General features: G+C 63.7%; 7 protein-coding genes. 3 read left to right on the top strand and 4 right to left on the bottom strand.

All coding sequences use genetic code 11. From position 1 onward, the window contains the following. The 4 genes from MFF58_RS31130 to MFF58_RS31145 all read right to left on the bottom strand — a co-directional run. On the bottom strand, positions 1 to 819 hold an 819-nt coding region (locus MFF58_RS31130; RefSeq protein ID WP_373323420.1), incomplete at its 3' end, for an HlyD family secretion protein. A gap of 174 nt (positions 820 to 993) precedes the next feature. Next, a complete protein-coding gene (locus MFF58_RS31135) occupies positions 994 to 1,521 on the bottom strand; it encodes a hypothetical protein (protein ID WP_238294123.1) in 528 nt (175 codons plus the stop codon). Between the two features lie 432 nt (positions 1,522 to 1,953). Continuing rightward, a complete protein-coding gene (locus tag MFF58_RS31140) occupies positions 1,954 to 2,415 on the bottom strand; it encodes a hypothetical protein (RefSeq protein ID WP_238294126.1) in 462 nt (153 codons plus the stop codon). Between the two features lie 62 nt (positions 2,416 to 2,477). Further along, positions 2,478 to 2,903, bottom strand: a complete 426-nt coding sequence (locus MFF58_RS31145) for a hypothetical protein (protein WP_238294127.1) — start codon at positions 2,901 to 2,903, stop codon at positions 2,478 to 2,480. 396 nt (positions 2,904 to 3,299) lie between these two features. Between MFF58_RS31145 and MFF58_RS31150 the strand changes: the two genes are divergently transcribed. From MFF58_RS31150 to MFF58_RS31160, 3 genes are all read left to right on the top strand, one after another. Continuing rightward, on the top strand, positions 3,300 to 3,881 hold the full coding sequence (locus MFF58_RS31150) for a response regulator transcription factor (protein WP_238294133.1): 582 nt from the start codon (positions 3,300 to 3,302) through the stop codon (positions 3,879 to 3,881). A 624-nt stretch (positions 3,882 to 4,505) separates the two neighbouring features. Further along, on the top strand, positions 4,506 to 4,769 hold the full coding sequence (locus MFF58_RS31155; protein ID WP_238294130.1) for a hypothetical protein: 264 nt from the start codon (positions 4,506 to 4,508) through the stop codon (positions 4,767 to 4,769). Positions 4,770 to 4,772: 3 nt separating this feature from the next. Beyond that, positions 4,773 to 5,060 (top strand): hypothetical protein, encoded by a 288-nt coding sequence (locus MFF58_RS31160; RefSeq protein WP_238294132.1) that lies wholly within the window; start codon positions 4,773 to 4,775, stop codon positions 5,058 to 5,060. Positions 5,061 to 5,549: the final 489 nt, after the last annotated feature.

Consider the following 5,549-nt stretch of genomic DNA (forward strand, 5'->3'; position numbering starts at 1 on the left):
GCGGATCACCGTCCGATCGAGGTCGATCTCGGCGCCCCGGAGGCTCGCCTGCCGCTGGGGCACGGCGGCACGGGCCTGCGCCAGCTCCGCTTCGAGGCGGCGCACCTCCGCAACGGCGCCCTCTACCGCAAAGCCGTTGAGGCCGAGCACCGTGCTGGCCTCGCGCGTTTGGGCCTTCCGGGAGGCGAGGTCGGTCTGCGCCTCCTCCAGGGCGGCAGCCGAGGCGACCTCGCGGCTGCGCAGGGTGACCTTGCGGTCGAGGTTGCGCTCGGCGGCCAGCTGCACGGCCTGCGCGCTCTCGACCTTGGCCTGAAGCACTGCCTTGGTGCCGCGGGCGTTGTCGAGGTCGATCCGGGCCCGATCGAGCCGGGCCTCCTGAACCTTCACGTTCGCCACCGCCATGTCGAGCGCGGCGCGGTTCTCCTCGACCTTGGCGACGAAACTGCGCTGGTCGAGCTCGGCGAGGGGGGCTCCCAGCCGGACCCGGTCGTTGAAGTCCACGTGCAGCTTGGCGATCTGCCCCGCGAGCTGCGAGCCGACCTCCACCGTGTCGACCGGCTGCACGGTGCCGGTGGCGGTGATGAGCTGCTCCAGGGCACCGCGCTGGATCGCCGCTGTGATGAAGCGGCCCGCCTCAGGTGCCGGTGCGGTCATCTCCTTGACCGCCGCCGCGGCCTCGTTGACGGCGGCGGCGGCGGGCGACCCAAGCCGCGCGCCCCGGAGGCTTCCCATACCGGGATCGGCGTAGGCGAGCAGGGCGAAGGCGGCGATCACCGCGATGCCGAGCGTCATCAGGTTGTCGGGCAACCAGCGCGCCATGTGCGAGACCTCAGAGTGTGCCCGAGTAGGACGAGGTGGATCGGTATTCATCTCCGCCTCGGGGAAAGCAGGCTGACTTAGCAGCGAAGCCGGTGCAGCGTTGGAGCGCCGATGCGGCATCGGCGCTCGCCGCGAGACCGTACCGGATCGCTCTTCGCGCACCGCCGCACCGTACTACTGCCCTGAATAATCACCGCCTCCGTTCCCGACACCATTGCCGATGCCGAAGTTGCCGTTCCCGTTGGTGAGATTGCCGTTGCCGTTGTCGGAGCCGATGTTGCCGTTGCCGTTGAAGTTGCCTGAATTGCCGTTGCCGTTGTTGGAGCCGATGTTGCCATTGCCGTTCCCGTTGCCCGTGCCGCCCATCAGGCCCAGGTTGGAGGGCATGCCATCCCCATTGAGAGCGGCGGCACCGCCGGGTGCGAGCGCTGCGGCCGAGCCAGCGGCGCCGGAGCCTGCGGAGGGCACGTGACCTCCCCAGAACGGGAAGGTGACGCCGCCGGGGGGCATGTGGTGGTGATGCCGGAAGAAACCCGGCATCGGGCTCCAGCCGTTGGCCGGGCCGGTGGGGGCCGAGGGCGTCATGACCACCTGGGCCGAGAGGGGAACGGGGAGCAGCGCCGCGACAGCGATGCAGACACCTCCGGCCATGCGTCGGGATGAGTCGGTCATGCTGAGATCTCCTTCGATGCTGGTCTGCATGCGAGGCGCTCGGCTTCCGGACGAAGCCGGCGATGCGGCACGACTGCCGCACTCGGAACCGGCTCAGGACGCGGCCTGCCGCGGTCGAGAGAAGGCGGCTGGTGGCCAAGCGACGATCACACAGGTGGGACGAAGCACGCTGCGTAACTGGAGCATCGCCGCCTCCGTCAACACGGATCCGGTCAGTCAGAGAGTGGTGCTGAGTTGTAATGCGGTGCGACCGGGCGCCCGTTCTTCTGTCTTTCGCCCTTCTTCCGGCCGGGCCGTTGTTTCGGCGTACGCTGGATGGCCCCCGCCTTCTCGTCCTCCGACCAAACATGACCGTTTACGGTCTGAAAGCGAGAATTCGGCTTCGGGGGGCGTCGACGGCCGGACCCGGACACGTTTTTCCTCCGGCTTGAAGAAGTTTGACGCCCGGCCTCGTCGACGTTTCTAGCGAAAGCGCAGGGTCGGATTGCCGTTCAAGTTCCCGTTCGCGGACCCGATATTGCCGTTGCCATTGAAGCTTCCGCCGTTCAGGTTCCCGTTGAACGAGCCGACATTGCCGTTCCCGTTGTTGGCTCCTGTATTCAGGTTGCCGTTGAAGGCGCCTGCGTTGTTGTTGCCGCTGGTCGAACTGGTGTTGCCGTTGCCGTTGAAGGCACCGACGTTGCCGGTTCCCGAGTTGAACGCGCCGAGGTTTCCGTTTGTCTGAACGGCACCGTTGCCGTTCCCGTTGCCGTTCCCGTTGCCGGAACCGGTGTTGCCGTTGCCGTTGAGGTTGCCGTTGGCGATCCCGATGTTCCCGTTTCCGTTCCCGTTTCCGTTTCCGAAGGAAAAGGCGCGCGCTTGGGCCGAGGCCCCATCCGCTACCAGGAGTGCCGCGAGAACAAGAAACCGAGCGTTCTTCATCATCGCCTCCCTGCAAACAGGTCGGGAGCGACCAGATGGGCCGCTCCCAAGGTCATCGTCGCGGCTCAGCGGTTCAGGTTGCCGTTGCCGTTGCCGTTCAGGAAACCGCCGTTGAAATTGCCGTTGGCGTTGCCGTTGCCGATACCGCGGTTGAGGTTGCCGTTGACGTTGCCGTTGCCGATACCGCCGTTGAGATTGCCGTTGGCGTTGCCGTTGCCAAGGCCGACGTTCCCGTTGCCGTTCAGGTTGCCGTTAAGGGCACCAGCGTTGCCGTTGCCGTTCAGGTTGCCGTTAAGGGCACCGAAGTTGAAGTTGCCGTTCCCGTTGCCGTTGAAGGCACCGGTGTTGCCGTTGCCGTTGGCGTTGCCGTTGCCGACGCCGATGTTGCCGTTGCCGTTGCCGTTGCCGCTTCCCAGGGAAAACGCGTAGCCCGTCGAGGGCAGACCGGCGAGCGAGAGCACAGCGACGGCCGAGAGCAGAACCTTTTTCATCAGATGCCTCCGTTGATGAACGCACGGCCTCGTTGACCGTTTGAGCCGGCGCTCGCAGGCGAGAGTTCTGCTCTGCATGACCGACGCCTCTAATATTAACGGTGAAAGCTCGGATGTGAATACTGATAAAGGGCTAGTAATTTCGGGCTACGCCGAATGCGGTATCCGAATAGAATTATCGTTTCTTTTCAATCGCTTGCTGTGCGTTTTTGATCGATGTAGAAATTGGGGAATTGATATGATACGCTCGTACTCGTACGAGGAATAAATTATATGTACCAAATGATACACGTGGCTGTGTGATCCGTTCTCGGAGATGCACTAAAACGTCACAGTTGTAGCGCAATAATTCTATCAGAAGAAAACATCATGGGGTCTTGGCCGCTCATACACTTGGTGGACGATTGCGCCTCCGTACGCGAAAGTACGGCATCTCTCCTTGAGAGTGCGAGCCTCACAGTCCGTGAGCACGCCAATGCCGGTCGGATCCTTTCCGAAATGGCACAATTGGATGGCGACTGTATCCTGACCGACCTCCGCATGCCGCGGATCGACGGCCTCGAACTCCTCACCCGCCTACGCGCTGCCGGCTGCAATCTCCCGGTCGTCGTTATGACAGGATACGGCGATGTCACGACGGCAGTGCGCGCGATGAAGCTCGGGGCCCAAGATTTTATCGAGAAGCCATTCCCGCCGCAGGCTCTGCTGAGGGCGGTTCGCTCAGCGATCCGCTGCCGCCGTGCGAACGGCTACGACGTGAGGCAGGCGATCATCGCGTGGCGCCTCGACCGCCTGACGAGCCGCGAGCGGCAGGTCCTCGACCGGGTTCTGCTCGGCCGGACTAATCGCGATATCGGGGACGAACTCGCCATCAGCCCTCGGACAGTCGAGGTGTTCCGGGCGCGGCTCATGAAAAAGATGGAGTGTGAGACGGTTCAGGACCTCGTTCACGCAGCCCTGCAGGCCGGGGAAGCCTGACTCTGCACGACAGACCTTCCCGCGATCCCGTGTGCGTCACAGCGGCTGGAACTCAGCCTCCGGCGGCTCCCGATACTCCGGAGCCGCTGGCCGGACCCGCACTCCGTGCCAGCCTGGAGGAGGCGGCCCAGATCGCCCTCGATCCCGTGCTGTAGGTGTGACGGCCACCGGGCACCGCGGACAGACCTGAAGACCGTTGTGGCCCGATAGCCTCACCCGCATCCAGATCCGCAGAAACTGCTTAGCTCGCTCTACCAATCGGCTGAGCATTGGCCGAGAAGGCCCGCCCGATCGAAGGAGGGTGGATGCCACCTTGGCAAACGACAGCGGCTTGGGCCACAGGCTTGATGCTGCTCGCGACCTGCGGCAGCGCAGTGGCGCGTCAGGTGGCCTCCCAGTCCCCCGTACAATCGCACTTCGCGCGCACGCCCCCCGAGCACACCGGCTCGATCACGCTCGGAACTCTCAGCGTGAAGACGCTAGGGGTCGACAGGCCGTGGGATCCGCATGTCTGCATCGGCTGCGGTCGGAACAACAGTTCTTCTCTGGACCAGAGACACCGACACTGAGCTAGATAGACGCTGGAACTAGCCAGTCAGCCCGACTGAGATAGGTTCACTAGCCATGGCCACCGCCCCGACCATCCGCGATCTGCGCAGAGCCGGCGAGATTACAGACGAGGACATCGACACCGCGGTCGATGCCTACCTGGCGAAACCGCAGGTCGAGCCGTTCCGCTTCGCATCCGGCTACGAGATCGACCTGGCGGCCGCGGTACATGCGCATCAGCCCGCCAAAGCGGCCGTGTGGGATCCTGATCGCTCAGCGAAATTCAAGCGGAACATGCTCCGGACCGCGATCCTGCTGGCGCATCCGGTGAAGGGGTGAGCGATGAGAAAGGCGCAGAGGATCGTCGATGCGATCGCTAACCTGAAACGCGCACTCGCGCAGTCGGGGATCGATGCGCCCTTCGCCATTGAGTTCGACGAGGCGGCCAGCGGCTTCCGGCTGGCTGCTATCATCGCGCGCGACCTGCCGATGCAGGCCGTGGACGCGCGGCAAACTGGTCTCTCTCCGCAGTTGCCCGCCCTTTATCGTGAGCAGGCTGACGTCGCGGGCGTGAAGGTACGCTGGCCGAGCACCCCGGCTTGTTCCGGGCCGGGCTCGGCAGCCGAGTGACCTTCACATGGCGCCGCACCTTCTCCGACACGCACCACGATTTCGTGGCCGAGGAGGCGGGGCAGCACGTCGGCTGCCGCTCAGGCGGCTGATCGCGCGATTGATCACTGCACATGTCGAGTGGAGCCGCCGCCCGGGAGTGGGTGGCGAGGCCGGGGACTGACCAAAGAAAGCCCGCCGCGGGCGAACCGGGCGGGCTGGGATGAGGCGCATAGAACGCCCCTGTAGGAGATGTCGCTCGTGCTCATGCTCCAGATGCAGAAGCTTGACAGGACCGCAATCACGTAAGTAAAAGTTTCCACAGTGTTAACGATAGGAAAACAGTTCTAGATACACCGCCTGCCGCTTTCGATCGGCAGAAATTTACAGGCAAGATAGCTTATAACACGGACAAAGATCCGCATCTTGCCTTTTGTTTGGGGAATACATTCATGCTGGATCTGTCAGGTTACAAGCTAACCTTTGACGACGAGTTCAATACGCGCAGCA

Source organism: Methylobacterium longum (assembly GCF_022179385.1).
Classification (GTDB): domain Bacteria; phylum Pseudomonadota; class Alphaproteobacteria; order Rhizobiales; family Beijerinckiaceae; genus Methylobacterium; species Methylobacterium longum.

Excerpts from the sequence above, each read along its gene's own strand:
- MFF58_RS31135 (WP_238294123.1), bottom strand. The coding sequence starts at position 1,521 with ATGCAGACCAGCATCGAAGGAGATCTCAGCATGACCGACTCATCCCGA.
- MFF58_RS31140 (WP_238294126.1), bottom strand. The coding sequence starts at position 2,415 with ATGATGAAGAACGCTCGGTTTCTTGTTCTCGCGGCACTCCTGGTAGCG.
- MFF58_RS31145 (WP_238294127.1), bottom strand. The coding sequence starts at position 2,903 with ATGAAAAAGGTTCTGCTCTCGGCCGTCGCTGTGCTCTCGCTCGCCGGT.
- MFF58_RS31155 (WP_238294130.1), top strand. The coding sequence starts at position 4,506 with ATGGCCACCGCCCCGACCATCCGCGATCTGCGCAGAGCCGGCGAGATT.
- MFF58_RS31160 (WP_238294132.1), top strand. The coding sequence starts at position 4,773 with ATGAGAAAGGCGCAGAGGATCGTCGATGCGATCGCTAACCTGAAACGC.